This is a genomic window from Bifidobacterium aquikefiri (genome assembly GCF_002259795.1).
Classification (GTDB): Bacteria; Actinomycetota; Actinomycetes; order Actinomycetales; family Bifidobacteriaceae; genus Bombiscardovia; species Bombiscardovia aquikefiri.
The window spans coordinates 69,575-94,406 of record NZ_MWXA01000008.1 but is presented as its reverse complement, the minus strand read 5'-3'; the positions used below and the strand labels follow the sequence as shown (position 1 = coordinate 94,406).

At 53.4% G+C, this 24,832-nt stretch carries 24 protein-coding genes and 1 riboswitch; of the genes, 9 read left to right on the top strand and 15 right to left on the bottom strand.

Annotated features, from left to right (window positions below; translation table 11 throughout):
• Positions 1 to 55 precede the first annotated feature (55 nt).
• From BAQU_RS08475 to BAQU_RS10635, 11 genes are all read right to left on the bottom strand, one after another.
• On the bottom strand, positions 56 to 667 hold the full coding sequence (locus tag BAQU_RS08475; protein ID WP_143241989.1) for a PGAP1-like alpha/beta domain-containing protein: 612 nt from the start codon (positions 665 to 667) through the stop codon (positions 56 to 58).
• Positions 636 to 1,331 carry a hypothetical protein gene (locus BAQU_RS08470; RefSeq protein ID WP_158215678.1) on the bottom strand — a complete coding sequence of 232 codons (696 nt, stop codon included), beginning with the start codon at positions 1,329 to 1,331 and terminating at the stop codon, positions 636 to 638. Before BAQU_RS08470 ends, BAQU_RS08475 begins: the two co-directional genes overlap by 32 nt.
• Before the next feature lie 58 nt (positions 1,332 to 1,389).
• Positions 1,390 to 1,737, bottom strand: coding sequence for a hypothetical protein (locus BAQU_RS10460; protein ID WP_158215677.1), 348 nt, complete (start codon positions 1,735 to 1,737; stop codon positions 1,390 to 1,392).
• 114 nt (positions 1,738 to 1,851) lie between these two features.
• Complete coding sequence (locus BAQU_RS08460) at positions 1,852 to 2,469, bottom strand: DUF6466 family protein (RefSeq protein WP_143241987.1); 618 nt, start codon at positions 2,467 to 2,469, stop codon at positions 1,852 to 1,854.
• Positions 2,466 to 3,494, bottom strand: coding sequence for a VWA domain-containing protein (locus tag BAQU_RS08455; protein ID WP_094694669.1), 1,029 nt, complete (start codon positions 3,492 to 3,494; stop codon positions 2,466 to 2,468). The genes BAQU_RS08460 and BAQU_RS08455 overlap by 4 nt, the downstream gene beginning before the upstream one ends.
• Entirely contained in the window at positions 3,491 to 4,567 is a 1,077-nt protein-coding gene (locus BAQU_RS08450) for a vWA domain-containing protein (RefSeq protein WP_094694667.1), read from the bottom strand. The genes BAQU_RS08455 and BAQU_RS08450 overlap by 4 nt, the downstream gene beginning before the upstream one ends.
• Positions 4,568 to 5,143 carry an SHOCT domain-containing protein gene (locus BAQU_RS08445; RefSeq protein ID WP_094694665.1) on the bottom strand — a complete coding sequence of 192 codons (576 nt, stop codon included), beginning with the start codon at positions 5,141 to 5,143 and terminating at the stop codon, positions 4,568 to 4,570.
• Positions 5,140 to 6,132, bottom strand: a complete 993-nt coding sequence (locus tag BAQU_RS08440) for a DUF58 domain-containing protein (protein ID WP_094694663.1) — start codon at positions 6,130 to 6,132, stop codon at positions 5,140 to 5,142. Before BAQU_RS08440 ends, BAQU_RS08445 begins: the two co-directional genes overlap by 4 nt.
• Entirely contained in the window at positions 6,129 to 7,142 is a 1,014-nt protein-coding gene (locus BAQU_RS08435; RefSeq protein WP_338022715.1) for an AAA family ATPase, read from the bottom strand. Before BAQU_RS08435 ends, BAQU_RS08440 begins: the two co-directional genes overlap by 4 nt.
• Before the next feature lie 173 nt (positions 7,143 to 7,315).
• Positions 7,316 to 8,059: a uracil-DNA glycosylase gene (locus tag BAQU_RS08430; protein WP_169713293.1), complete on the bottom strand. Its 744-nt coding sequence runs from the start codon at positions 8,057 to 8,059 to the stop codon at positions 7,316 to 7,318.
• A 176-nt stretch (positions 8,060 to 8,235) separates the two neighbouring features.
• Positions 8,236 to 8,595, bottom strand: coding sequence for a hypothetical protein (locus tag BAQU_RS10635; RefSeq protein ID WP_244568498.1), 360 nt, complete (start codon positions 8,593 to 8,595; stop codon positions 8,236 to 8,238).
• A 19-nt stretch (positions 8,596 to 8,614) separates the two neighbouring features.
• Between BAQU_RS10635 and BAQU_RS10630 the strand changes: the two genes are divergently transcribed.
• The 3 genes from BAQU_RS10630 (at position 8,615) to groL (ending at position 11,356) form a co-directional block, all read left to right on the top strand.
• Positions 8,615 to 8,857 carry a LytR C-terminal domain-containing protein gene (locus BAQU_RS10630; protein ID WP_244568497.1) on the top strand — a complete coding sequence of 81 codons (243 nt, stop codon included), beginning with the start codon at positions 8,615 to 8,617 and terminating at the stop codon, positions 8,855 to 8,857.
• Positions 8,858 to 9,060: 203 nt separating this feature from the next.
• Positions 9,061 to 9,264: a cold-shock protein gene (locus BAQU_RS08420; protein ID WP_094694657.1), complete on the top strand. Its 204-nt coding sequence runs from the start codon at positions 9,061 to 9,063 to the stop codon at positions 9,262 to 9,264.
• Positions 9,265 to 9,736: 472 nt separating this feature from the next.
• Positions 9,737 to 11,356: a chaperonin GroEL gene (gene groL, locus BAQU_RS08415; RefSeq protein WP_094694655.1), complete on the top strand. Its 1,620-nt coding sequence runs from the start codon at positions 9,737 to 9,739 to the stop codon at positions 11,354 to 11,356.
• A gap of 110 nt (positions 11,357 to 11,466) precedes the next feature.
• Here the strand turns inward: groL and BAQU_RS08410 are convergent, their stop codons facing one another.
• Positions 11,467 to 11,754: a WXG100 family type VII secretion target gene (locus BAQU_RS08410; RefSeq protein WP_094694653.1), complete on the bottom strand. Its 288-nt coding sequence runs from the start codon at positions 11,752 to 11,754 to the stop codon at positions 11,467 to 11,469.
• Between the two features lie 72 nt (positions 11,755 to 11,826).
• Here BAQU_RS08410 and BAQU_RS08405 point away from each other — a divergent pair, with 72 nt between their 5' ends.
• From BAQU_RS08405 to BAQU_RS08385, 5 genes are all read left to right on the top strand, one after another.
• Positions 11,827 to 12,771: a TPM domain-containing protein gene (locus BAQU_RS08405; RefSeq protein ID WP_143241986.1), complete on the top strand. Its 945-nt coding sequence runs from the start codon at positions 11,827 to 11,829 to the stop codon at positions 12,769 to 12,771.
• A 15-nt stretch (positions 12,772 to 12,786) separates the two neighbouring features.
• On the top strand, positions 12,787 to 13,530 hold the full coding sequence (locus tag BAQU_RS08400) for a response regulator transcription factor (protein WP_094694649.1): 744 nt from the start codon (positions 12,787 to 12,789) through the stop codon (positions 13,528 to 13,530).
• Between the two features lie 134 nt (positions 13,531 to 13,664).
• Entirely contained in the window at positions 13,665 to 15,542 is a 1,878-nt protein-coding gene (locus BAQU_RS08395) for a sensor histidine kinase (protein ID WP_094694898.1), read from the top strand.
• 134 nt (positions 15,543 to 15,676) lie between these two features.
• The gene (locus tag BAQU_RS08390; protein ID WP_094694647.1) at positions 15,677 to 16,066 is read left to right on the top strand and encodes a cold-shock protein; all 390 of its coding nucleotides are present in this window, start codon (positions 15,677 to 15,679) and stop codon (positions 16,064 to 16,066) included.
• A 43-nt stretch (positions 16,067 to 16,109) separates the two neighbouring features.
• Positions 16,110 to 17,213, top strand: a complete 1,104-nt coding sequence (locus BAQU_RS08385; RefSeq protein WP_244568496.1) for a DUF3027 domain-containing protein — start codon at positions 16,110 to 16,112, stop codon at positions 17,211 to 17,213.
• Here BAQU_RS08385 and BAQU_RS08380 read toward each other — a convergent pair.
• Entirely contained in the window at positions 17,210 to 18,349 is a 1,140-nt protein-coding gene (locus BAQU_RS08380) for a universal stress protein (protein WP_244568495.1), read from the bottom strand. The two genes, BAQU_RS08385 and BAQU_RS08380, sit on opposite strands and share 4 nt — an antisense overlap.
• 163 nt (positions 18,350 to 18,512) lie before the next feature.
• On the opposite strand from BAQU_RS08380, the gene BAQU_RS08375 reads away from it, so the two are divergent.
• Positions 18,513 to 21,104, top strand: coding sequence for an ATP-dependent Clp protease ATP-binding subunit (locus tag BAQU_RS08375; protein ID WP_094694645.1), 2,592 nt, complete (start codon positions 18,513 to 18,515; stop codon positions 21,102 to 21,104).
• 222 nt (positions 21,105 to 21,326) lie between these two features.
• Here BAQU_RS08375 and BAQU_RS08370 read toward each other — a convergent pair whose 3' ends face one another.
• Both BAQU_RS08370 and BAQU_RS08365 read right to left on the bottom strand, forming a co-directional pair.
• Positions 21,327 to 23,804 (bottom strand): energy-coupling factor transporter ATPase, encoded by a 2,478-nt coding sequence (locus BAQU_RS08370; protein WP_244568494.1) that lies wholly within the window; start codon positions 23,802 to 23,804, stop codon positions 21,327 to 21,329.
• 7 nt (positions 23,805 to 23,811) lie between these two features.
• Entirely contained in the window at positions 23,812 to 24,405 is a 594-nt protein-coding gene (locus BAQU_RS08365; protein WP_158215676.1) for an ECF transporter S component, read from the bottom strand.
• A riboswitch (FMN riboswitch) is annotated at positions 24,390 to 24,543 on the bottom strand. It overlaps the preceding gene by 16 nt.
• Positions 24,544 to 24,832 lie beyond the last annotated feature (289 nt).

Here is a 24,832-nt window from a genome sequence, read left to right as displayed (position 1 = left end):
GCCAACAGACTACGCGAAGCCATGAACGCTTGGAGGGTATCGTCAATCCTGAGGTTCAGGTGTTGGTGTGGTGACTGTTTTCACTGGTATGAAGGCGGCCTTGATAATACTGTGTGGATTCGAGTGTGCCAGCCATGATCTCCCTGATATGGGCATCATGGAGTTCTACGGCGGGTGAGCCAAGATGCAATGCATCGCGCCATGCCTCCTGCTGCTTGCGCATGGTGTGTGATTCGCTTTTCGAAGGTTCAGACACTGCCTTGTCAGGGGATTGCTCAGCTGTTCCTGCTGAGCGCTGATTTGATTCTTGCTGCTTGTCGGATTCTGACTTGGACTGTTTCTTGGCCTCTTGTGCTCGAACCGTGAGCCATGTTTGTCTGCTGGGATTGTGCCTTCCATCGAGGTCGGGTACCACATCGGCTTCGACTTCGATGCTGGTAACCCAGGTGTTGCTCGGTATTGGATGGTTTGCAACGGGTGAGCCTGCGGTGATCACATGTGCGATCTGATATTCCTCGGCCATGTCGGCCGCAATTGTTGCTGCAACAATGCCGCCCTGGGAGTGGCCAACGAGCATAACGTTCTCTGATCTTTCGATACCTGTCTGCCTCATCGCGTCGAGTACAAATCGCACGCTATCGGCTTGCAAGCGTGTGGATGATGTCACTCATGAGTTCCATGTTCTGCAGCCAGCCGATGGGAGAATCGATATGGGAGTCGGTTCCAGGAATCGTCACCAGCCAGGATCTCTTGCCATGCTCATTGACATACTGTTGTATGGCAATGGTGGCATAGTCACCGTTGGAGGCAAGCAGCTGCAGATTGGTGAGCGCCCCTTCGGTTGAAGTCACGGCAGGAAGTGCAGTGCCGTCGACCGGCAGTACATGCAACCGATTGCCTTGCACAAGGGCGGAAATCATACCTGTGCATGCACTCAGACCATTCGCCAGGAACGCCACTGCAGAACCGGCCATAAGACCCGTCAGCAAGCGCAGGGTGGTCTGCTCAGCCTGAGAGTAGAGCGAATGCGCCCGAGCGATCAGAGCGGCCAATTCGGCTATGTCATTGCTCAGTTGCTGCAGGGCGACTGCAAGGTCGCTGATCTGAGGAATAAGCAGCGATGGTTTGAGACGTGTATGTGATGTCGAGATGATGGCCGAAGTACAGACAGCCGCTTCGACATAGAGTACGGGACATAGCGCAGACTGGGCGCGCAGTGCACCGGTCTGGATGGTCGCATCGTGCCAGCGTGAGACACACAATTCCAAGCCCTGTGCGGCTTCTTCGAGCTGTTGAACCAACGTGGCGCAATGCTGCGTTTCAGGTGCCATAAACGATTGTCCACCATAGAGTGAAGAACGTGCGCTGTGACGCGAATAGGCAAGCATGTCACATCCAGCTTTCGAGTCTGAGCCTGAGCCCGTGCACGGACCGCGTGCAGTGTTGGCAGCTGAGCGCCAGTTGTCGGGCTTCCTGACGTGCCTGCGATGCAGCAACGCCTTCCCACGCGATGGTGTGAATGCCTTGAAGTGCTGTCTGCGACTCCAGAAGCCAATGTTGCGTTGCGACAACACAGGGAAGGAGATGCTCTATATGGCGACGAGCCAAAGCGATGCAGGAGCATTGCGTCTGAATCGTCGTGCCAGTGATTGCAGCATTGCTCGCCAGCGCATCGGTTCCGGTGAGCAATGGTGAGGGCTGAGAGGCGAACGGATCTTTTGGGGCTATGATATTCATCGTCTCAGTGCATCATGTGCTCACCATCGATATCAAGCGAGGAGGAGCGATGTGGTCGGATGTGGAAAGGTTCGACACTGGTCGAGTGCCGCGGATTGAGGCACCAGACCCCGATCACCATGGTTTGGTCGTTGAGTTGGACGAGCTTGAAGGACTGCTGGAAGTGCTTGCCGATGAGCTTGCCTGAGACTGTTGAAGCTCCTGATTCTGCTTGAGCAGTTCAGCGACTTTTTTGCGTTGCTCCGCATTCAGGCGGGATTCGGGAGTACTGCTCGCGGAACTTGATTGGGCGCCGCTGGCATTGCCCGAAGATGTGCTGCCGCTGCCGCCGTTTTGCGCCTTCAACGCCTGATTGATCAGGGCTGTCAGCTGTTGAGAGGTTATGGCATTCGATGTGATGCTCTGTGAAATGCTCGGGAGCAATATATAAGAAAAAGTCTTTGCGTCCGATAACTGCGCATCGTTCTGCTGCTGCGATGCCTTGAGCTCATTGAGGTCTGCATTATCTTTCGACGCGGCCTTGAGATTGCTCTGAAGGCTTTGCGTTGCCTGGTTGTATGTTCCCGCTGCGCGTATGTTCACCAGTGTGAGCGCTATGCCGAGAAACACCACGAAAGCAAGAACGATCAGCACAATCCTTACAGGCAGCGGAGCTCTCATCTTGACCAGTCTCGGCTCGGCCTCGGTAAACGATGCCTTGGGCGATATTCTTGGCGTTGTCTGCTTGTTCATAGCATCCTCCTTGACATCGCCAGCCATGCTCCGAATTCCCAGAGCAGCAGCACCCCGGTAGCGATGGCAAATGGCCAGATAACGGGCATTGCTCGCCTGCGCTTCTTCACGGTCGTCGTAACACGATATTGCTTCGAAGCGTCCTTGGAAGCCGAGTCGGAGAGTGTTTTCCTTGCATTCACAGCAATGTAGCTGCCACTGATCTCGTCCGCCATGGCAGTCAGATTCTTCGGATCCATCTTCGATATGGCCGGCTTCTTGGTGCTCGGATCTATGACCCAATTGCCAGCCTGCGATTGATCTCCTGAGGCGGTGACCTGAGTCACGGGAACTTGGCCTCCTGCAGTGGACCCGACGCCAATGGTGAAACCGTCGTTGATGTATCCGCGCAACGACGAGAAGCTTCTGCGCGTTGTCGAACTGGTCTGCTCGCCATCGGTGATGATATAGAGAATGATTGAATCGTCCGGGTGTTGGTCATGCGTGCTCTTGAGATTGACGAGCAACTTATCAAGAGGAGCATCAAGGTTTGAGCCTGTGGAACTTGCGGTTGGTTCGGTTCGCAGCGTATCAGCCCAGTTGGTGAGCGCATTCGAATCAGGAGTCAAGGGAACGTCAAGACTGGCACTGGCTCCAAAGCTCAATCCAGCGAAACTGGCGTTGGGATATAGAGCCGTGATGTCGGTTACGGCCTTGCTGGCTGCGTTGAGTCTGGAAATTGTGTCGGTACTGCCGTATTGAGCGTCGTCCACGGCCATTGAACCAGTCACATCCACAGCAACATAGACATCAGTCGCATTGATGGCCTGACTCGTCGTTGTCGCTTCAACACTAGGAGTCAGAGCCATGATAGCTATCAGAACGGCGATGATGCTGCGTCGCACGCATGCAGCGAGACTGGTATCGCTGTTATTTCTTCGACGTACGTAAAGCATCACGTTGACAATGGCCGCAACGATCAGTATGGCGGCGATGATGCTGCCGGCTATCCATCCGAGGGATGGGGAAAGCATGTATCCACTCATCGGCGCAACCTCCAAACGGTGAGCATGAATCCGCCATACAGTATCGCAAGGCCGAGAACCCACCACGTGGGCTCATCCACGATGCTTGCCTGATTATTGGATTCCTCACTGCCATTGCGCTTGCTTTCAATCTGCTTTACCAAATCTTCGACTCCGGCATTGGCGCTTGTTGCAAGGAAGATACCTCCATGCGATTGAATTTCGTCCTTCATTGCAATGGTGGTCGCATCGTCTTCACTCTCCTCAGGTCCCGCGAAGAGTCCATCGACGTTGATCTTTGCGGACTGTGCCAAGTCAAGTGCCTGCTTCAGGGAATACGTGGATTTGCCGGAAACGACGTTATCCGTTGCCAGAACGATGGATGAGGAACGGCTGGAATTCGTTCCTGTCGCGCTAGTTCCCGAGTATGAGAAACCGGGAAGCATGGCGGAGCAGTTCACCAGCCCATCGCCTATCAGAGACGTTTCGTTCTCGCGATTCTGCGTTCCATCAAGCCAATCGGAAATAGCCTGATAATCCTTGTCGCTCATCTTGTCTATGTCTTTCTGCGACTGCACGCCATCGAGGATTTTGTCTGCCTTGCGCAATTGCTGAGAGACAAGCGAATAATCATCGGTAAGTGGAAAGACGGTGCGGGACGTAGAATTGAATATACTCATGCCGATGCGTTCGCCCTGAAAGTTCGAAACCAGACCAAGATAGGTGGCAATGATGGTGCGATCATAGGGGAGGGCAGAACCGGAAACGTCGAGGCACAGCACAATATCTCGGGTGCTGCTGTGCTCCTCGGTCGTGTCTACCGAAGAGGGACGTGCATTGAGTGCACCAGCCACAATCAGCGCCAGGGAAAGCAATCCCATCGCAAGCCGGTTGAGATTGCGCCAGGTACGGTATTGCTCTGCGATGCTTTCCGTCTGCATATGGGTGTCGATGTTCCAGACCTCAGCATCATCATCGCGCACATTGGACACATAATTACGTCGATTGCGCCACCACATCGAGACCAAGACCACGGCGATTGCAACCGCAACTATTGCGAAAACCCAAGGCCAGCGCCATATAAGCACTCCCATCTATATGCGCCACCTTTCTGTGAGACGACCAACCCATCGCGCTGCCTCATGTACCGTCGATTCCTTTGCCTGACGATTGTTCGTCGTATCGGCGAACTCCGGTGGATACAGTGCCGCTATCGTCTGACGAAGCAAGTCGATGCCATGCCTATTGCTGCCCATTCTGGACTCATTGCCGAATTCTGCCAGCGTATTGGACCTGACATCCTTGCTCAGATTCTTTGAGGCATATTCCCGAGCCACCCGAGCCAATGCGACGAATGCCTCTTCGCGAGTGATCTCGCCAGACTCGTAGCGCTGCTCAATGTCGTCAATGCGCCCATGCCAAGGATCGGTGCGTGAAGTCTGACTATGCGCACCGGTTCGTTTGAGCAACTTGACCTTGCGTGGATGCCACAGCCAAACGATCAGTGCGATCAATGCAAAGACAAGCAGTATGCCCACGAGTGTCGCCAGCCAAAGGCCGTGCATCCCCAGTTCCCCTGCGACTGTGAGGTTTGAGGTGTCAATGGTTGCAATGGTGGCAGTCGCTGATCGCTGAGCGGGAAATGCCGCAATGATGAAGACATCGTTCATTGAGCGCCGTCTCCAACCGTTGCCTTACCTGCTTGCCTTACATATGGCTTCACAATTCGATTCGTGGAACTGCGAGCAAGCGATACTGAAACGAGCCTGACAAAATCATGGAACATCAGCTCACTTGAACTGGAACGCAACATTCGTGAACCTGATTTCTGCAATTCGTGAAGGAGCTGGGTCGCGTTGAAACGTCGATGGTTCTCGACGCCCTCGGCGTTGGACTGTTTGGCAAGAAACGCCGGAATGAATCGCCCTGTTCGCGCTTCGACGACACGGTGATACAACCTCGGCCGTGAGAAGGGATTGACCGTGACCACATTGATCACGACCACTGGATGTGACTGCGCAAGCTGCCTGATCTTCTCAAGCTGGGGCTTTTCCAATGCGGTATCATCTGTTGCCAGTACCACCAGCGCATTGCGATCCTGAATTCTCCTGCCATAGTCCAGCAGCGCATCAAGGTTGCGCGGTCTGTCCAATTCGCGTTCGGTAGCTGCGTCAAGACGGCGTTCAAATTGCGCGAAGCCGCCATTGAACTGAATGCGCGTGATGTTCGCAGAATCGCCCAGAACCAATGAGATATCGTCCGAACGACGCAGCGAGAGCGTTGCGAACATGGCAAGCGCATTGCATGCCACATCCAATGCGCGTTCGCCGCCCTCGCAACTCCCTGACATTTCCATGCCCATGTCGAGCAGCATCCACACACGACTCGTGGAGGGTCTCTCCTTCTCGGCGATCATCGGACGGCCAATGCGCGCACTGGTTTTCCAATCGATAAGACGTGCCTCGTCTCCAGGCTCGTACGCTCTAATGTCGAGCGTGTCCTGACTGCCGCCTCGTTGTCGTGATGCGTGCTCACCTTCCAGAGCGCCCATCGCGCGACGTACCGTGGGTAGGCTCAGGGTGCTGCCCAATGACTCTATCTTCCTGCGGATGGGGTCACCGGATGCATTGGAGCGTGTTGTATGTTTCAGCGAACTCATGGTACGGGCACCGCCTGCACGATGGAATCAATCACCTCATCGCTTGCGACGCCATCGGCCAAAGCCTCGAAAGTGAGCAGAATACGGTGACGAAGCACCTCGTGCACATACGCCTTGATGTCCTCGGGAATGACGAAATCGCGACCCGCGAGTAAGGCGTTTGCCTGACCAATGCGCGTGAGAGCGATTGAGGCTCGAGGGCTCGCGCCCAGACGGACCAGGTTGGAAAGACCCTGAATCGGATGGGTTCCTGCTCCGCGGCTGGTGGCGGCCAGATCGACGGCATAATTCATGATCGCGTCAGAAACATGTACCTTGCGGGCAGCCGCGCGGAGGAATTCGACATCCTTGATGGAGATGATGTCAGAGCCGAGCGTCTCTGTATTCACCGTGTCCGTACCTCGTCTGGTGAGCAGCTGAAGCATCTTCTGCTCGTCTTGCGCACTGGGATATGTCATGACGGCCTTCATCATGAAACGGTCCATCTGTGCTTCAGGAAGGTTATACGTGCCCTCTTCTTCGATGGGATTCTGCGTGGCGATAACCATGAATGGCTTGGGAAGCTTGATGGCCTCTCCACCGATGGTCGTTGTGCCCTCAGCCATGGCTTCGAGCATCGCTGACTGTGTTTTGGCGTTGGAACGGTTGATCTCGTCGAGCAAAACGAAATTGGCGTGAATCGGGCCAATCATGGTGGTGAAATGCTGTGTAGAGAAATCGAAGACCTGAGTACCGACGAGATCGGAAGGCATCAGATCGGGGGTGCACTGCACGCGCTTGAAACTTCCCGAAACCGACGTTGCCAGGGTTTGGGCGGCCGTGGTCTTGGCCAGACCGGGAACCGATTCAATGAGAATGTGACCACCGGCGACCATCGTGACAATCAGAGACTCACGAAGATTGTCCTGACCGATGAGTGTCTGAGCAAATCGCGAACGAATGGTATCAGCGAATTGTCGTGCTCGCTGTTCATCGTCGTGGGTGAGCGGATCTTTGTTGAGCGTTTGCATGAGTGTCTCCGGTTTCATAGGAAAATCTGTACTCTCTGTCTCGTCTGCATGAGAGTCAGCCGAGCGATGTCGTGCATCTTCGGGAGCGTTGTCTTTTGCGCCATCTTGTGGTTGCGGAGGAAATAATGCCATACGCACCACTGTAACTGCTGTTTCTGACCATGATTCTTGGTTCAGTTGAGACCATTGCTTCTCTCGTTGCTTGGAAGGCTCCAATCGATGGGCTTGGCGCCCATGGATTCCAAGGCTGCATTTGCCCTTGAAAATGGCTTGGAACCAAAGAAACCGTATCTGACGGAAAGCGGGCTGGGATGGGGAGATGCAATGATGAAGGCGTTGCTCAATAGCGGTTCGAGACTCTGTGCCTGTCTGCCCCACAATATTGCAACGAGTGGAAGGGGATTGCCCTGTGCGTCGGTCCGCGCGTTCAGCGCAGTGATTGCAGCATCGGTTATCTGTTCCCAACCCTTGTTACGGTGGCTGGCAGGTTTGCCCACGCCTACCGTAAGGCATCTGTTCAACAACATCACTCCACGGGTGGTCCAAGGAGTCAGATCGCCGTTCATGGGTTGTGGAACATGGACATCAGACATCAGTTCAGTGTAGATATTGCGCAGACTTCCTGGTAATGGGCTGACATGAGCATCCACGCAGAAGCTGAAACCCACCGGATGGCCGGGTGTTGGATAGGGATCCTGACCGACGATAAGCACACGAATCGAATCGAAGGGAATGCTGAATGCCCGCAGAATGTTTGCGCTCGCTGGCAGGAATGGTCTGCCTGCTCGGAGTTCATTACGTAGAAAATCGCCCATATGGTGAATGTTTGGTTCGACTGGTGCCAGGGCATCCGCCCATCCAGCCTCGACGAGCTGATTGAGGGGTTTGATATGAGGTGTCGGTGAGGATTGTTCCATACTGAACACAGTAGTAGCCATCAGGACGCAAAGGTGAGCGTACGATTTGAGGGCACATCGTATAAGATGTTGAAGGAATTGTCCTCTTGGGCTGTGAGGATATTACACTCTGTATGTAGTCGGACGAGGAGCGGTTATATGGCACACAAGCGTAATGAGCGGACAGGTTATGATTCTTACACACGAGATGAGTTTGATAACCCGCCCGCTGGTCCGATGGGCGTCCATCGTGGTACTCGCTCCTTGGCGTCGCGCACCATGCCATACTTCGTTGTCCTACTGATTGCAGTGCTGCTGGGCTTCTTGGCGTGGGCACTGCTCTCTGGAGCCGCTTCCAACATCAGGATGCCATGGACTGCGGCTTCGAGCAGCACAGCTTCTTCATCGGCATCGTCTAGTTCAGCATCGAGCTCTGCCTCTGATACGAGTTCGTCGTCCACATCAGCTTCAGACACAGAATCTTCCTCCGCTTCGTCATCGCCGAGCTCGTCTTCACCGAGCTCATCAAGTTCCTCGAGCACTTCGGAGGCTGTCAATAAGAGTACGAGCGTTCGCGTGATCAATGGCACTTCAGTCGCAGGCTATGCTGCGAAGCAGAAGACAGTGCTGAACAATGCCGGCTTCACCAACGTTGTAGCGGCGAATCCGACGGGAAGTTTGCCGACTGCAAGCGTTGTCTGGTATCAAAATGAAACAGACAAGGCAACCGCCGAGGCAGTTGCAAGTTCGCTCGGTATTTCTACTGTCACGCAGATGACTTCTGTCGCAGCTCCGGTGGTTGCGGTTCTGATGCAATGATGTCGTGGATGTAAAATAGCTGAAATTCGTTGCTACAGGCACGGAAGAAAGCTTTGTATCAGAAATATCTTCAAAAAACCTGAGAAAAATTCATCAAATTCGGCGTTTTGCTCTTTTTCGTGTCTAGAATGTATATGCCGACCGGATAGTAGCGGTGAGTTTCGCTTCTGCCGTGACGCGGCACTTTTCTAAGGAAGTTTGTTATGGCACAGGGCACTGTGAAATTCTTCAGCGCTGGCAAGGGTTACGGATTCATCAACCCTAACGATGGTGGAGAAGATGTATTCGTTCACTACTCAGCTATCGAGTCCGATGGATTCAAATCCCTCGATGAGGGCGACAAGGTCGAGTACGAGGTAGAGCAGGGACCTAAGGGTCTCCAGGCGACGAAGGTCACCAAGATCTGATTCAATCAAGACTTTTTAGCCTAGGCTCCGGTCGCCCGGAGCCTTTTTTGTATCCTTTTCAGGGTTATAGGCGGGTTATAGGCAAAAAAGTGGGGTTAATAGGCAAAAGTGTGTCCCCGTCATCCCGAGCCTCATTCCTCCCCGTCATCCCGAGCGAAGTCGAGGGATCTCACCTCAGCGATGCCGACGGATGAGATCCCTCGACTCCGCTCGGGATGACGGGGATAGAAATGCCTTTCGGAATGACGGGGATAGAAATTTCCAGGCTTTGCATCGTTAGTCCACACATGAAGTGAGGGACCTTCAACACTGTTCGCAGCACGCATAGTTGGCACTCTCAGGTGGAGAGTGCTAATCTCGCAATTGGCACTCGCGATACGAGAGTGATAATCGAACAGCTGACGGTTTGGTTATTGAGCAGGCTCGTAGAGGAGTGGATACGTAATACCTCAAGCCGTTTATGGAGGAGACAATGGCAAAGATCATTGCTTATGACGAGGAAGCTCGTCAGGGAATGCTCGCTGGCTTGGATAAGCTTGCGAACACAGTAAAGGTTACGCTCGGTCCAAAGGGACGCAATGTCGTTCTTGACAAGACCTATGGCGCACCAACCATCACCAACGATGGTGTTTCAATCGCCAAGGAAATCGACCTCGAAGATCCTTATGAGCGCATTGGCGCTGAATTGGTCAAGGAAGTTGCCAAGAAGACAGACGATGTTGCAGGCGACGGCACCACAACTGCAACGGTTCTTGCGCAGTCCCTCGTTCACGAAGGACTGAAGAACGTTGTTGCAGGTTCCAACCCGATCGCGTTGCGTCGCGGCATCGAGAAGGCCTCGGACGCAATCGTCAAGGAGCTCGTCAAGGCTGCCAAGGACGTAGAGACCAAGGAGCAGATCGCTGCTACCGCAACGATTTCCGCTGCCGATCCTGAGGTTGGCGAGAAGATCGCCGAAGCTTTGGACAAGGTTGGCATGGATGGCGTCGTTACCGTCGAGGACAACAACCGCTTCGGTCTCGATCTTGACTTCACTGAGGGCATGCGCTTCGACAAGGGCTATATTGCGCCTTACTTCGTCACCAATGCTGACGAGCAGACCGCCGTTCTTGAAGATCCGTATATTCTGTTGACTTCCGGAAAGCTCTCTAGCCAGCAAGATGTGGTACACATTGCCGAGCTTGTGATGAAGTCCGGCAAGCCACTGCTGATCGTTGCAGAGGACGTTGATGGAGAAGCACTTCCAACACTGATCCTCAACAAGATCCGTGGTACGTTCAATTCCTGCGCGGTCAAGGCACCAGGCTTTGGAGATCGTCGTAAGGCGATGCTTCAGGACATGGCAATTCTCACCGGTGCACAGGTTGTGTCCGACGAGCTCGGCCTAAAGCTTGATTCCATCGACATGAGCGTTCTTGGTACTGCCAAGAAGGTCATCGTCTCCAAGGATGAAACCACCATCGTTTCCGGTGGCGGCGCAAAGGACGAAGTGGATGCTCGTGTTTCGCAGATTCGTAGCGAGATTGAGAACACCGATTCCGACTATGACCGTGAGAAGCTGCAGGAGCGTCTTGCAAAGCTCGCTGGTGGCGTTGCAGTCATCAAGGTGGGTGCCGCAACCGAGGTTGAGGCCAAGGAGCGCAAGCACCGCATTGAAGATGCAGTGCGTAATGCCAAGGCTGCCATCGAGGAAGGTTTGCTTCCTGGCGGTGGCGTTGCTCTTATTCAGGCAGCTGCCAAGGCAGAGAAGGATGTCAAGCTCGAGAGTGACGAAGCAACTGGTGCTGCCATTGTCTTCCGCGCAATCGAAGCTCCTATCAAGCAGATCGCTGAGAACTCGGGTCTTTCAGGCGCAGTTGTGATCGACAAGGTTCGTTCACTGCCTGATGGAGAGGGCTTCAACGCGGCCACCAACGACTACGAAGACCTGCTCAAGGCCGGCGTTGCCGATCCTGTGAAGGTGACTCGTTCTGCCCTGCAGAATGCAGCCTCCATTGCTGGCCTGTTCCTGACCACAGAGGCGGTTGTGGCCACGAAGCCGGAACCACCGGCACCACAGGCACAGGGCGGCGCACCTGACATGGGTTACTGAGTCAAATAATGATTCGGCAGGCGTGTATCAGCGCTCTCGTGAGTTGAAGTGATTCATTCATGAGGAGGGGCGGAGAGATGTGTTCTCTCCGCCCCTTTTTGCATAAGTACTCACATAAAAAGGCGCGAAGCCTGCAACTCGGCGTCCTCATAGAGCGTCGAGGCTTTTGCAAGAGCATCCTGAATCGCCTCAAGCGACTGCTCGACCTGTTGTTGCGCACTTCGCCATTGATCGGCAACGGTATTGAACTGAGATGCCGCTCCACCGGTCCACATACTTTGCAGATCGTTGATATTTGCATACATGCCCGAGACCGCATCACGAATTGCACTGATTGAGGAAGAGACGGCTGCACTTGAAGAGCGAATTCGTTCGGAATCAACTTGATAATTTGGCATAGATATTCCTTTCGCATAAGGTGATGGATACAAATACGGGGAAATAATATTCCAGCCGCTAGGGTGGAGGATATGGGAATAATGGACATAACCGATAACGGTCACGGCAATGTGGTCGAATATGCTGCGCACAAGGATGCAGCGAGCAGGCGCGGCAGTGATGTTGCAGTGCGCATTTGTGTTGCCGTCATAGCATCGGTTCTTGCCCTTGTTGCTGCAATCAGTCTTGTCACGCTATCGAGCAATCCAGCTTTGGCGGCGACATCCAGTGCCTCGCCGAGTGCATCTGATTCCTCGTCCACAAATGCTTCTTCGAGCAGCTCGTCATCGGCAACAATTTCTGATGCAATAACCGATACTCAGAATCTTCTTGGCGGCGATCTTGCCTCAGTGACGGACGCGATTACCCGTACCAAGAAAGAGACAGGCGTCACCGTGAGACTCCTGTATCTGGCAAACTTCGACGATAGCAAGAATCCCAATACATGGACGAGCCAGCTATTGGAATCATTGGATCCTCAGCCCAATACCGTGATGCTCGCAGTGGCTTCACAGGATGGCAATCTGGTCGTTGCCGTTTCTTCGAATTCAGATGAATGGTTGAAGAAACAGTCAACGGTTGACGATCTTTCGAAAGCTGCGCTCAATCCAATCGTTTCTCAAAGCACTCCTGACTGGGCGGCTTCCGCCAAAGACATGATGAATGCCATTGTTCAGGAGAAAAAGACCTCAACCACTACCTCGACCGTATGGGTGGGCGTGGCAATCTTCGCCGCTGTGCTGCTTCTCTTGGCCATAGTGACCCTTGTCGTGACGATTATGCGCAGAAGGCATGCGGGCAAGGAGCCAGGCGGCCACAGACATTCACATCGTGGAGAGCGTAAGAATACCGGGGTGTCATTGAGAAAATCCTCGAGAAGTCGGCATGCGCGGCATGGGAGAAATTCTGCTGAAAGCGAGAGTAGGCAAGATGGCACGAATAATACAGAAAGTTCTCAGGGAACCTCCAGCCTCTAGAGTCAGGCTATAACCATGAGCAAGCCAATAGAAGCCACAATCGTGGTTGTTGATGATGAACCTTCCATCAGGGATCTTCTGGTCGCCTCCCTGCACTTTGCCGGATTTGAAGTCGAGACCGCCGCCTCTGGTTCAGAGGCCATCGAGGTGATAGAAAAGACACAGCCAGATCTGATTGTGCTCGATGTGATGCTGCCAGACATCGATGGTTTTACCGTCACGCGTCGCATTCGCCAGGAGGGCATCGATGCGCCGGTGCTCTTCCTTACCGCTCGAGATGACACCCAGGATAAGGTCATGGGTCTGACGGTCGGAGGCGATGACTATGTTACTAAGCCTTTCAGCCTCGAAGAGGTTGTTGCGCGTATCCGTGCCATCCTGCGCAGAACCCGCGAGCAGGTTGAAGATGACCCGATTATCAAGGTCGGTGATCTGGAAATCAACGAGGATTCGCATGATGTTTCCCGTGCGGGGCAGGCAATCGATTTGAGTCCTACCGAGTACAAGCTGCTGCGCTACCTTATGGATAACGAAGGCAGGGTGCTGAGTAAGGCGCAGATTCTGGATCATGTGTGGCAATATGACTGGGGCGGCGATGCGGCAATCGTCGAATCCTACATTTCGTATCTTCGCAAGAAAGTCGACGGCATCGAGGTGGAGGACGGCAGTGGCCAGGTCCACAAGGTTGATGCCCTGATCCAGACCAAGCGTGGAATCGGATATATGATTCGCGAGCCAAAGACCAATGCGGAATCATAATGGGCACACGCAATGATGTGAGCGAGACGAAGCGCTCGTTCCAAGCCAGGATAAAGCACCGGTTTTCAAGGTGCTCGCGGGCCTTCGCGCACAATGTGGATTCCATACCCTTGAGCACCAAGCTCGTGGCAAGCATGATCGTGGTACTCATACTTGGCACCTTTGGCATTACCGTGGCCATCCGACAGATGGTCGGTGGATATCTCTTGAAAAAAACCGATACGCAGCTCAATCGGCAGGCTTCACTGGTTTTCAGCAATATCCGTCAGCTCAGTCAGGAAGACAGCGATAAGTCTGCGCTCGGCCCAACCGACTACTTCCTGCAGATTCGTGATGATGGCAGCAACATCATGACGACACCACTGACTCCAAGCCTTCCATCCGGAATCGTTTCCACTCCCAATCTTCCTGCGTCAGGAACAATGGGGAACGTCCAGATTTCGGTGCCGTTCACGACATCCGCCCATGTGAGCTATACCAATGTTCCTGGAGATCCTGATTCAACCACGGTCGGTATTGCCAAGGCACCCTGGAGAGTGCTTGCGCTGAAGTGGGAAGTGCAGGGCGCTGAAGGCCAGAGTGATACGCATGGCGTGCTCTTCATCGGACTGTCACTCAGCGACCAGATCGATACGATGCGAACGCTGACGAAATATTGCATCGTGTTCGGCGCATCCATGGTTCTGATGGGTGCAGCGCTGGCTTTGTTTATTGTGAACTCGACGCTCACGCCTCTCAAACGAATCGAGAAGACAGCGGCAAAGATAGCACAGGGTGATTTGTCACAACGAATACCTGCCGTTCCAGAAACGACTGAAGTCGGCTCGCTTTCCGCATCGTTGAACTCCATGCTTGCACGCATTGAGCAAAGCTTCCATGAGCAGACCGAAACGACCAATAAGATGAAACGTTTTGTTTCCGATGCAAGTCACGAACTGCGAACGCCATTGGCAGCAATCCACGGATATGCGGAACTCTATAAGATGCAGCGCGACTATCCTGGAGCATTGGAACGAGCTGATAAATCAATCGAGCATATCGAGGCGTCCAGTACTCGAATGGCCATCTTGGTCGAGGATCTGCTCTCACTGGCGCGACTCGATGAAGGCCGAGGCATCGAACTCAACCACGAAATCAATCTGACGACTCTTGTCAACGACACTTCCGAGGATCTGCATGCTCTGGATCCTGCGCGAACGATTCAGCGAGGGATCATAGATCTGGGAAGAACAAACCCAACGGTTTCAATGTCGGATCAGCCAAATATCGATGACTTGGGTTCCAGGAAGAAAGCAAAATCAGGTACGCCCAAAGTGTCCGGTCAACTGCTCAATGCGACGAAACCCATGAACTTCCAATTTAGTGAGGCGGCGATTCCCGAGGTTCATCTACAAGGTGACCCATCAAGAATTCGGCAGGTGGTGACCAACATCGTGGGCAACATTCACCGTTACACGCCGAGCGATTCCCCCGTACAGATAGCCATGAATGTGCTTCCGGCAACGATAGATCCGCAGCAGCTTTCCACACTTCCTTCGAATTACGCTTCCTTTGCCAAATTCATCGAGGCGGTTGAAGTGGGCGAAGCAACTCACATAGGCAACTACTATGCGGTCATGCAATACATTGATCATGGACCAGGCGTCCCACCGGAATCCCATCAGAAACTGTTTGAACGCTTCTATACTGCTGATCCCTCGCGCGCGCGCGAAAAGGGTGGAACCGGACTTGGCCTCGCTATTGCGCAATCCATCGTGAAGGCGCACAAAGGCTTGATCTGTGCCACTGAAAGCGATGGGGGAGGCCTGACCTTCACCATCGTGCTTCCGCTTGCAGAAATCGCCACATACCAGAAATCGACTGTTCAAGGGCAGAAGAGCAACATACAGCACGGTTCTGCTGCCAAGGGCAAGGCGCAGAGCGATGTGCACAGTGAGAGCGCAGCCATCGATGGCGTCCTGAAGAAGGACAACACGCATGCTGATTCTCAGCAACCTTCTGCAAGAGACTGAAATCCCTTGGAAATCAAGCTCAGAGCCTGAACTCGGCACTGCTGAGCCGCCCCTGAGGTAGACTGGGTGTTTGATATGACAAGACACGTATCACGACACATTGAGATGTGTCCCAAGTTGTGAAGAGGTGGACTATGCCCAGCGGAAGAGTACGGTGGTTCGATGCGACCAGAGGTTTTGGTTTCATCACAAGCGACGAAGGCAAGGATGTATTCTTGCCTGCCCTCGCGCTGCCTGCGGGTGTGAAGACCCTCCGTAAGGGCGCTAAAGTCGAGTTCTCCGTAGCGGAGGGGCGTAAAGGGCCACAGGCTTTGGACGTGACTCTTGTCGGGCCAGCTCCATCGGTGGTCATGGCGACCAGGCCCAAGGCCGATGACATGGCAGCAATCGTTGAGGATCTCATCAAGCTGCTTGATTCTGCGGGCAACGGTCTGCGAAGACATCATTACCCTGCGCCTGCGGAGTCCAAGAAACTCGCCACGCTGCTTCGTGCAGTTGCCGATAATTTTGACGTGCAAGACTAGAAGCTAGAGTCTTCTAGAAAGAGATACGAGGATACAGCATCGCATGACTGAGGATCGAGACATGAATTCGGACATTGATCCCGAAGAGATGGCGCGCTTTACCGCACTTCAGGTGGCATCACAAGAGAGCGAAGTAGGCGAATTCATCACTTCGCAAGATATTGGCGATGGCGTGACAGATTTTCGATTCAAGGCACACATTCCTGGTTATGAGAGCTGGCAGTGGTCAGTGACCCTATATCACGATGTCGAAGCCGATCGATGGACAGTCGACGAGTCTTCCTTGATACCTGCGTCAGGGGCATTGCTATCCCCACAGTGGGTGCCATGGAAGGATCGGCTTGTCCCCGAAGACTTTTCGGTAACCGATGTCATGGGTACGGAAAGTGACGACAAGCGGCTCGAAGACGGATTCCGCAAGGTTGATGCTGCTGAAGCCGGTAGTGAGGCAGTTGAAACCAAGGAGACCGATGCTGTTGCGGCTCATGCGGCGGCTCAGACAGTCAGTTCCCCAGATGCCACAGATTCCCCAGATGCCTCTCATGCTGCTGTGTCATCTGTTGCACCAGATTCAGATGAACCCGATGCAGCAGATGCTCAATCAGAGAATGCCGGTTCAGGGGGTTCTGACCTTGCATCTGCCGATTCCGCCGCCGAGGATCACGAATCCGAACATGAATCGAGCGAGGATCTTCAAGAGGCAGTGGATACATTGCATCTTGCACGCCGCCGTGTATTGAGTCCACTTGGACGCTCCGAGGCAGCGAAACGTTGGTATGCAGGTCAGGGTGGTCCGAAGTCTTTGTCTACGAAGGCCGCGGAAGGGCATACCTGCGATGAATGCGGATTCTACATCCCTCTGAGTGGGGAGTTGGGAACCATGTTCGGGGTATGTGCCAACCGCTGGAGTCCTGATGATGGGCGAGTGGTGTCGCTTGACCATGGCTGCGGAGAGCATTCTGACATCAACCCACCTGAAATGAGCCCGCTGTGGGTGCAATCGGAACCCGCATTCGATGACCTCCATATTGACATCGTGAAGCAGGCACCGCGTGAGGAACGCCCTGAAGTCGAATTGATCGAAAAGCTTCAATCCGACGACAAGGCTTCACCCCGAGCATCCGACGAATCCAAGCAATCTGACTAGTGAACGATGGTGACCGTGCACTCTGCAAGGTTCAAGAGCTGTCGGCTCACCGATCCAAGCAGTCGGGCGTTCATACCCGTCAGCCCACGGGATCCGACAATGATCCAGCCTGCATATTTCGAAGCATCCATGATTCCCTTGACCGCGGTGGTGTGGAATGCGTGCAGATGAATCGTCACTGAATTGGGAACATGAACTTTGGCGACAATGTCGCGCAGTTTCTCCTCAGCCTGCAGCTGGCCGACATGGATCGGAGCGATTGCATTTTCATAACCGGGAATCGTACCCAAATCCTTCATCTGCCAACACAGCAGTACATGCAGGTCGAAACCATGAACGTCTGCCTCATGCGCGGCAAACTGCAATGCTTTCAAGGAGATCTCAGAACCATCGACTCCGACAACCAAAGGACTGCGATTTTGCAGCTTTGCCTCGTCTTTCGTGGATTGATTTTCTGAGTTCTCTGACTGATTGCCTGCATTATCTGCAGAATTACCCGGCTGCCCGGGAGTTCCATTCGTGGCGGGTGACGTTGTTCCGGACATTGTGCCAGCCACTGTCAAGGCAGCTGCGATGCTTGCTCTCACAGACACCGAATCCTCGGGCGGAATGTGGACGAGCGTCACGGGAACCTTGGCATCCTCAATCAATGGTGCAGACGTCGATCCCAGGAACCATCGTGTCAGTGGACCGATATTTCGTTTTCCTACAACTATCTGCTGAGCATGCGTTCCGATTTCAAGAAGCGCAGCAGGGCCGGAAGCCTGTACGGAAGTAAGCGTGAGTCGTTCTGGATCCATATCAAAGTCAGGGATCGCATCATCGACCCAATCGTTCAAGGTAGTAATCAGCGTCTGCCGAAGTTTGTCCCATTCCTCGTCTGTCTTTGGCTCAGTGCCAGCGTTCCAAGACGGGGTCCATCCGAATACTGCGTTGACGTTCTGACCTGATGCGCTGGCTTCTGCCAAAGACCACCGCAATGCCGCAAATGATTCACGAGAGCCATCGAGTCCGACAACAATATCATCGTCGTATTCGTGGTCTTCGGATGATTCCTGCTGCTGATCCTTGACTTCTCGGCTCTGAGCGTCCTGGTTGTGATTCAGCTGTTCATCGGTCATGTGTTCTTCAGCCATGAATTCCTCCCAACTTCGTGGTCTTGGAATCTTCATTCCGTCTGTTGTATTCCAACCCAAGCATATCGTTGATTTGCGTTGATAGCGCAATCAATAAGTGCTTGGAAATAAACGTCAGCGCAAATCTGTAGAGTTACATACAGTCATCAAGGGAAGGACAAGCATGTTCGAACGGTTTACCGACCGTGCGCGGCGCGTAATAGTGCTGGCGCAGGAAGAGGCTCGCGCCCTTCAACATAATTACATTGGTACGGAACACCTATTGCTTGGGTTGATTCGTGAGGGTGAAGGGGTCGCAGCGAAAGCGCTCGCAGCCAAGGGTGTCGAACTTGAAGCTACCCGTAAGCAAGTCGAAGAGATGATAGGCAAAGGGAATGCGGCTCCAAACGGCCATATTCCTTTCACTCCTCACGCGCGGCAGGTTTTGGAAATGAGTCTGCGTGAAGCATTGCAGCTCGGGCACAGTTATATCGGCACGGAACACATTCTCCTCGGTCTCATTCACGAGGGCGAAGGCGTCGGTACACAGGTGCTGATCAAGATGGGCGTGGACCTTGGGGATCTTCGCACGAGCACCATCGATATGATTCGCGGCAGCCACGATTCAAAGGATGCTGCCAAGGGCGATCTGGCCAACGCCGGTGGAGTCCAAGGCAAGCAAGGACAGACCGGATCTGCAATCCTTGACCAATTCGGCAGAAACCTCACCCAAGAGGCCGTCGAAGGCAAGCTCGATCCAGTCATTGGGCGCAGCAAGGAAATTGAGCGAGTGATGGTCGTACTCTCCAGGCGCACCAAGAACAACCCTGTTCTCATTGGAGAACCTGGCGTTGGTAAGACGGCAGTTGTCGAAGGACTGGCTCAGAAGATCAAGGATGGCGACGTTCCTGAGACGTTGAAGGACAAACAAATCTATTCGCTCGATCTGGGTTCGATGGTTGCAGGGTCTCGATACCGTGGTGATTTCGAAGAGCGCTTGAAAAAGGTTCTGAAAGAAATCAAGACTCGCGGCGATATCGTGCTCTTCATCGACGAAATTCATACGATTGTTGGGGCAGGCTCGGCAGACGGAGCGCTTGGTGCTTCCGACATGTTGAAGCCCCTGCTGGCTCGTGGTGAACTCCAGACCATTGGCGCTACGACGACCGATGAATATCGCAAATACATCGAGAAGGATGCTGCGCTTGAGCGTCGTTTCCAGCCGATCCAGGTTCCCGAACCTACCATCGCGGAAACCATCGAAATCCTTAAGGGGCTTCGCGACCGCTACGAGAACCATCATCACGTAACCATCACTGACGGTGCCTTGCAATCTGCCGCAGAGCTTTCCTCTCGCTACATTCAGGATCGCAATCTTCCTGACAAGGCCATCGATCTGATTGATGAGGCAGGTGCACGCCTGCGTATCAAGCGTCTGACAGCGCCTCCAGAGCTGCGTCAGCTTGACGAGAAGGTTGCCAAGCTGAACCAGGAGAAGGATCAGGCGATCAAGGATCAGGACTTCGAAAAGGCTGCCGACCTGCGTGACAAGCAGGAGAAGGTAGAGGCTGAGCGCAAGGAGAAGGAACAGGCTTGGCGTGAAGGCGAATCCGACGTTCGTATGGTCGTTGACGAAGATGTTATTGCCGAGGTGATTTCCTCGAGCACTGGTATCCCCGTCTTCAAGCTCACTCAGGCTGAGTCCAAGAAGCTGCTCAACATGGAGAAGGAACTGCACAAGCGCATCATTGGTCAGGATGAGGCCGTCTCGGCGTTGTCCCGTTCGATTCGACGCACCCGTGTTGGTTTGAAGGATCCACGTCGCCCAGCTGGTTCATTCATCTTCGCTGGTCCTACCGGCGTTGGAAAGACCGAACTTGCCAAGACTTTGGCACAGTTCCTCTTTGACGATGAAGATGCGTTGATTCGTGTCGATATGTCTGAGTTCTCCGAGAAGTACGCGGCTTCACGTCTCTTCGGTGCTCCTCCGGGGTATGTCGGTTATGAAGAGGGTGGCGAACTCACTGAAAAGGTGCGTCGCAAGCCATTCTCGGTGGTGCTGTTCGATGAAATCGAGAAGGCCCATCCAGACATCTTCAACACGTTGCTGCAGGTGCTTGATGACGGTCATCTGACCGATGGTCAGGGACGCAAGGTTGATTTCAAGAATACGATCATCATTCTTACTACCAACCTTGGTACGCGTGACATCGCGAAGGCTGCCAACACTGGATTCAACCTTGGTGGCGGAACGGACACGACCTATCAGCGCATGAAGGATCAGGTTTCGGGCGAGCTCAAGCAGCAGTTCCGTCCTGAGTTCCTGAACCGTCTCGACGACATCATTGTGTTCCGTCAGCTCAACGAGCAGCAAGTTCGTGAGATTGTCGACCTTGACATTCATCAGCTCAACGATCGTCTCTTCGAACGTCACATGTCGCTTGAACTCACGGACGCCGCGAAGGATTTGCTCGCGCAGAAGGGCTTTGACCCCCTGCTTGGCGCACGTCCATTGCGTCGTGTGATTCAGCGTGATATTGAGGATGCAATCTCTGAGAAGATTCTTATGGGAGATCTCGGTGATAATGAGAACGTCCATATTGATGCTTCCGGCGAAGGCATTCTCGGAGAGTTCACCTTCAAGGGCGAGCCGTTCACCCCTGGTGCAGATGGCGATAAGCCTGAGCTGGTGGGCGCATCCGCAGGAACGCCATCCGGTGAACATGATGAAGGTTCTGGTGCTTCTCCAACTGATGCGGGAACTTCGAAGGAGTAAACTCTTCTGAACCACGCGTCAGAGACTCAGATGTCCGCTCACTGTTCGAAGTGAGCGGACATTTTTTGTTGCAAGTTTGCGAGATTTCGAGTTTTGTGGCAATTGCGAAGTATAAGGGCAAGAAATCGTTGAAATTACGTCGAAGAAAAGCCGAATATTGGATTCTGCACTTTGCAATTGCCACAAAACTCGAAACCCCGGGTACATTGTTGTGATTAGATGTCAGAAAATTGCCGGAATTGCGAATAGCAGTGCAATATAGAAGACTGATCCGGCGAGGAAGCAGTAATCTTTCTTGTGGGTTTTGAGCATACGGAAGTGAGTGCGCCCTGATCCGCCCTCATAGCAGCGGGCATCCAGTGCAAGGCTCACATTGTCTGCATGACGCAAAGCACCGGCAAACACCGGTACAACAATGGAAGCCAGTGCCTTTACGCGCTCAATGGGGCTGCCGGTTTCGACACTGCCACCGCGAGCAGCCTGAGCATCGATAATCTGGCGGGCTTCGCGTGTCAAGGTTGGTATGAATCTCAATGCCAGCGACATCACCAATGCGAGTTCCTGCACATGGAATCCCCAGCGTTTCAATGGGGATAGCAGCGATTCCATGGAATCAGTCATTTCTGTAGGAGTCGTGGTCTGCATCACCACAGCTCCGAGCATCACAACAAGAGCGAATCTGCAGGTATACAACACGGCTGACATGATGCCGGCATCGGTGACCATCACTATGCCCCATTGGAAGAGCACTGTGCCGCTACGAGTCACCAGCAGGTTCAGAACTCCCATGACGACCAACATCGCAAGCAAGATTTTCACCGTTTGCAGCACATGGCGAATACCGAGCCGAGACATTCCGACTATGCCACACACCACGACTGCAGCCCATGCGAGCTGCCAGAGGCTGTGAATTGCAAAGGCAGTGAACATCATCACCAGAGCCGATACCATCTTGACACGTGGATCGAGCAGATGAATCCATGAAGATTTCTTGGCAATGGGGGAGCGGTCAGAAGGGTTGAAGCCCTGCTGACGCTTATCGGAATGTGCATGCAGGTTCAAAGCCCTGTCCGTGATCTCGTCATACAGAGGAAGCACGTCCTTTGGCTCTCCAAAGGCCAGCAGCGAACCATGATGGAGCAGTGCGACCTTATCTGACAGTAGCTCGGCCTCGTCATGCGAATGCGTCGTCATGATGATTGTCGTGCCCTGTGCCTTGAGCTGTGCAATCAATGTATACATTCGAGAACGCGCGTGAGCGTCGAGACCAGCCGTTGGTTCGTCCAAAACAAGAACGGTGGGTTCTGAGGCTATTACTCCCGCAATTGCGGCCAATCGCTGCTGGCCGCCAGAAAGTGCAAAGGGTGAGCGTTCAGCATATGCGGCAATGCCGAGAAATTCGAGCGTTTCATCTACCCGTTGTCGGGTCTGGTCATCCGAGCATCCTAGGTTATGTGGTCCATACGCAACGTCGGCCTCAACAGTATCCGCAAACAACTGACGCTCGGGATGCTGCATCACATATCCTACACATGCTCTCAATGATTTGCGCAGCCTTCTGCCACGGTGCCCGCGAGCACCATAGGCGTTGATGCCATTGACCTCTATCGAACCTTGCTGAGGCTTGGCAAGTGCGCAGATAAGACGAGCCAACGTTGATTTTCCAGAACCATTCCTACCAACGATGGCAATGATCTCGCCTTGATTGGCGCTGAAACTCACATCGCTCAAGGCTGGCTTATGGGCATCGCTGAATGTAAATGTCACATGATCGATTGCCAATGCTTGCTTGCGCTTTTCATGTGTGTTTTTCGTGTCGGAAGCCATGCTCAATGGCTGTGCTCCGAGCTCTTGCTCGCGAATATCTTCAAGACCGTGAGCTTTCAACAATTCTGGGCTATTCAAGAAGGCGTTCGGACGACCATCGTATGCGAGCGTTCCATGATCAAGCACGATCAGACGGTCTGCGGTGCGGGCATCTTCAAACATATGAGTGATGTTGATGATCGTTGTCTTCTCGTCGCGAAGCCTTTGAATGATTCCTGACACTTCCTGACGACCGGCATCATCGAGCATGGCAACCGGCTCATCGAGCACCAGCATTCCCGGATGCATGGCCAAGGCGCCAGCAATGGCGACCCGCTGCTGCTGCCCGCCCGAGAGACGCGAAGGGTCGGCTAGAGCAAAGTCGAGCATGTCAACCTGTTCGAGAGCCTGATGCACGCGTGTTGCGATGTGATCATGTGGCACGCCAAGATTTTCCACGCCAAAGGCCACATCGTCCTGGACTACCGTCGTGACTATCTGATCTTCGGGATTTTGAAACACCATGCCGATATGATGGCGTGCCTGCCGATACGCTTGTTCGTCGGCATGAGTTCCGGAAAAAACCGTTTGACCCATAAGGTCGACCTGACCGGCATCGGGACTGACAAATCCTGCCAGAATTCTGCCGAGTGTGCTCTTTCCAGACCCATTCGCACCGAGAATGCAGATGTATTCACCTCTGTGAATGTCAAAGGAAATGCCGTCCAGTGCCCAGCTTCTGCCATGATCGTAGCTGAATCTCACATCAGTGAGTTGAACGTTGGCGATCTGTTTCGTATGAGTATCAGAAGCTGACCGGTTAATCTGGGCACTGTCATGAATGGCCTGGGAAGAGGAAACGGTAGGAGCAGCGAACATATCGGTATGGATCATATGTGCTTCACCGCTTGACAAGCATCGAAATCGGTTTGTAGATGATGAAGGTCACCACGCCATGGATGGCGAGCTTGAGCAGGTTGAATGGCAGCAGAATCGGCAGAATCATAGCTATGACTTGTTCCACTGAAATGTTTGCATACAGCGGCGTTACCACTAGATTGCCGAGCAAGGCAACGATCAAAGCGCACCCAGCTCCGAGCAGAATGCCATAGAGTGCACCTATGCGTGAATGGAAACGACGATACAGAAGAGATGCCGGAACGCTCAATCCTAAAGCCACGACGATTGCCATGATGCTGCCGAGTGGGTCAGCAAACATGTGAGGTATCCAGGAGAGGATGCTTACCAGCACGGCAGCCATCGGCCCGAAGGCAAATCCTGCAATCAATGACACGATTCCCGAAGGGTCGTATTTGAGATACGGTGCGGCAGGGAAAATCGGAAATTCGATAAAACTGGCGACAATTGCCAACGCGACGAACAATGCGTAGATTGCGATGCGACGAGTCGACCAGCGTCCTTCGCCGTCATTCTTGGTTGAATGTGGATCGACACTATGTGTAGGCATGCTCATGCTGAGCCTCGTTTCTTCCATCCGGACTGTAACCGTTGGCCTCGGAATCTCACCGAATCAGCCGCTTTCGCGGGTCGCGGGCTTCGCATGTGCGCCATTATGTTCGCTAGCGCTGTCGTTACCGCCAGTAAGGAATTTCACCAAACCCTGAAACTGACGAATCCTAATGTATCACAGCCCTTCGCTGTGAGAAATATGTCGAAAAAACCAGCTTTAAAAAATGCATATGCTTTCCAAAAAATTCAACGTCATGTTTGATTCTTTCTTCTGTCATCTCGAGCGTAGTCGAGAGATCTGCGTCGTTGATATTCAGTGGTGAGATCCCTCGACTACGCTCGAGATGACAAAGGGACGGCGGGACGGCGGGCTTGGGATGACGAAGGGATGGTGGGCTCGGGGTGACGAGGGGATGGCGACTCTCAAAGCACAAGCTATATGCAGAGCGTCA

Excerpts from the sequence above, each read along its gene's own strand:
- BAQU_RS08470 (WP_158215678.1), bottom strand. The coding sequence starts at position 1,331 with ATGGCACCTGAAACGCAGCATTGCGCCACGTTGGTTCAACAGCTCGAA.
- BAQU_RS10460 (WP_158215677.1), bottom strand. The coding sequence starts at position 1,737 with ATGAATATCATAGCCCCAAAAGATCCGTTCGCCTCTCAGCCCTCACCA.
- BAQU_RS08460 (WP_143241987.1), bottom strand. The coding sequence starts at position 2,469 with ATGAACAAGCAGACAACGCCAAGAATATCGCCCAAGGCATCGTTTACC.
- BAQU_RS08455 (WP_094694669.1), bottom strand. The coding sequence starts at position 3,494 with ATGAGTGGATACATGCTTTCCCCATCCCTCGGATGGATAGCCGGCAGC.
- BAQU_RS08450 (WP_094694667.1), bottom strand. The coding sequence starts at position 4,567 with ATGGGAGTGCTTATATGGCGCTGGCCTTGGGTTTTCGCAATAGTTGCG.
- BAQU_RS08445 (WP_094694665.1), bottom strand. The coding sequence starts at position 5,143 with ATGAACGATGTCTTCATCATTGCGGCATTTCCCGCTCAGCGATCAGCG.
- BAQU_RS08440 (WP_094694663.1), bottom strand. The coding sequence starts at position 6,132 with ATGAGTTCGCTGAAACATACAACACGCTCCAATGCATCCGGTGACCCC.
- BAQU_RS08435 (WP_338022715.1), bottom strand. The coding sequence starts at position 7,142 with ATGCAAACGCTCAACAAAGATCCGCTCACCCACGACGATGAACAGCGA.
- BAQU_RS08430 (WP_169713293.1), bottom strand. The coding sequence starts at position 8,059 with ATGGAACAATCCTCACCGACACCTCATATCAAACCCCTCAATCAGCTC.
- BAQU_RS08420 (WP_094694657.1), top strand. The coding sequence starts at position 9,061 with ATGGCACAGGGCACTGTGAAATTCTTCAGCGCTGGCAAGGGTTACGGA.
- groL (WP_094694655.1), top strand. The coding sequence starts at position 9,737 with ATGGCAAAGATCATTGCTTATGACGAGGAAGCTCGTCAGGGAATGCTC.
- BAQU_RS08410 (WP_094694653.1), bottom strand. The coding sequence starts at position 11,754 with ATGCCAAATTATCAAGTTGATTCCGAACGAATTCGCTCTTCAAGTGCA.
- BAQU_RS08405 (WP_143241986.1), top strand. The coding sequence starts at position 11,827 with ATGGGAATAATGGACATAACCGATAACGGTCACGGCAATGTGGTCGAA.
- BAQU_RS08400 (WP_094694649.1), top strand. The coding sequence starts at position 12,787 with ATGAGCAAGCCAATAGAAGCCACAATCGTGGTTGTTGATGATGAACCT.
- BAQU_RS08395 (WP_094694898.1), top strand. The coding sequence starts at position 13,665 with ATGATCGTGGTACTCATACTTGGCACCTTTGGCATTACCGTGGCCATC.
- BAQU_RS08390 (WP_094694647.1), top strand. The coding sequence starts at position 15,677 with ATGCCCAGCGGAAGAGTACGGTGGTTCGATGCGACCAGAGGTTTTGGT.
- BAQU_RS08385 (WP_244568496.1), top strand. The coding sequence starts at position 16,110 with ATGACTGAGGATCGAGACATGAATTCGGACATTGATCCCGAAGAGATG.
- BAQU_RS08380 (WP_244568495.1), bottom strand. The coding sequence starts at position 18,349 with ATGGCTGAAGAACACATGACCGATGAACAGCTGAATCACAACCAGGAC.
- BAQU_RS08375 (WP_094694645.1), top strand. The coding sequence starts at position 18,513 with ATGTTCGAACGGTTTACCGACCGTGCGCGGCGCGTAATAGTGCTGGCG.
- BAQU_RS08370 (WP_244568494.1), bottom strand. The coding sequence starts at position 23,804 with ATGATCCATACCGATATGTTCGCTGCTCCTACCGTTTCCTCTTCCCAG.
- BAQU_RS08365 (WP_158215676.1), bottom strand. The coding sequence starts at position 24,405 with ATGGAAGAAACGAGGCTCAGCATGAGCATGCCTACACATAGTGTCGAT.